The following is a 1,367-nucleotide window of genomic DNA, read 5'->3' on the forward strand; positions in this document are numbered from 1 at the left end:
GCCGCACGGCGGCCAGGGCCTCCTGCCGCGGCAGCGAGCCCTCGGGCAGGGCCCGGGCCGTGGGGGTGAGGTGGCGGTCGGGGAGGGCCAGGGGGGGCAGGGCCAGCAGGGCCACCCCCAGGGCCAGCGACCCCAGGATCTTCAGCAGCAGCGCCTCGAGCTTGCCCAGGTTTCCCATGCCCGCTCACCTCCCCGCGTAGGGGTCGAGCTCGGCGGGGAGCTCGTAGGGGGTGTTGAAGTCGTCGAAGTCGTTCTCCTCGGGCAGAAAACCGGGGAAGTTGAAGCCCTCGGGCATCGGCTCCACCACCCAGTCCGCCGGGCGGTAGCCCTCGCACACCAGCCGCCCCCCCTCCAGCCGCAGGGCGATGGGCTCCTTGGGGTAGATGCGCACCCAGCGGCCGTAGAGGGGGTGCCACTCCGCGCGCCAGGAGGCGTAGATCACGACCCTCAGCGGGCCGTCGGCGGGGGCGACGGCGAAGAACCCGGCGACGGAGTCCGCGTGGGCCCTGGCGGCGGAGTACTTCCCGTTGGTGTACTCGATGAAGGCGGGGTCGCCGACGTCGCCCTCGTAGCCGTAGTACAGCGCGGGGGGGGCCTCGGGGGCCACCGGGGGGTAGTAGGGGCTCTGGTTGCCCGGCTCGACGCCCCACGGCCAGCCCACCCCCGGCTGCAGGCAGAAGGCCCGCGGCAGCCAGATGGGGGCGGGGGGCAGGGAGCGGTCCTTGAGGTAGGAGCCGCCCGCGGCCCTGGGGTCGGGCACGTGCTCGAAGGGCAGGTCGGCCTCCTCCACCGCCTGGGTCTTGAGCTCGCCGAGCACCCGGAACTCGGGGGAGCCCCCCGCCCCCTCGACCAGCCCCGCCTCCACCCAGCCCCGCACCCACCGCCCGTCGCGCGCGCGCTTGAGGTAGACCTCCACCGCGCCCCGCTCGGGGGCGCTCATGCACCCGGGCCCCCCGCCCCAGGCCTCGCCCACGAAGCCGGGGTCGTAGACCCAGCTGCGGCCCCACCAGCGCATCACCCTCACCCCCGGTTCCCCCCAAAGGTGGTAGCCCAGGAAGCCCCGGCCGCCGCAGCTCACCTCCAGCCGGGTGACGCCGGAGGGGTCGGGCGGGGGCGGGGAGTCCTTCTGGTCGCAGCCCGCCAGCAGCGGCAGGCCGAGCGACAGGGCGAGGAGGGAGGGGCGGCAGGAGCGCAAAGACCGGAGGAAGGACTTGAGCATCATGGGCACCATTCTAGCCACCTCAGGATGAGAGCCCGGCCCGGGCCAGCAGCACCCAGTACGAGGCCAGCAGGCCCAGCCCGGCCAGGGCCTTGTCGCGCCGGCCCCCCCGGCGCAGGGCCAGCCCCGCCGCCAGCAGGGCCGGGGG

At 75.2% G+C, this 1,367-nt stretch carries 1 protein-coding gene; it reads right to left on the reverse strand.

The features are described 5' to 3' along the window. Positions 1 to 184 precede the first annotated feature (184 nt). Positions 185 to 1,222 (reverse strand): hypothetical protein, encoded by a 1,038-nt coding sequence (locus MEICH_RS0114885; RefSeq protein ID WP_027893310.1) that lies wholly within the window; start codon positions 1,220 to 1,222, stop codon positions 185 to 187. Positions 1,223 to 1,367: the final 145 nt, after the last annotated feature.

The sequence above is a fragment of the Calidithermus chliarophilus DSM 9957 genome (assembly GCF_000430045.1).
GTDB lineage: Bacteria > Deinococcota > Deinococci > Deinococcales > Thermaceae > Calidithermus > Calidithermus chliarophilus.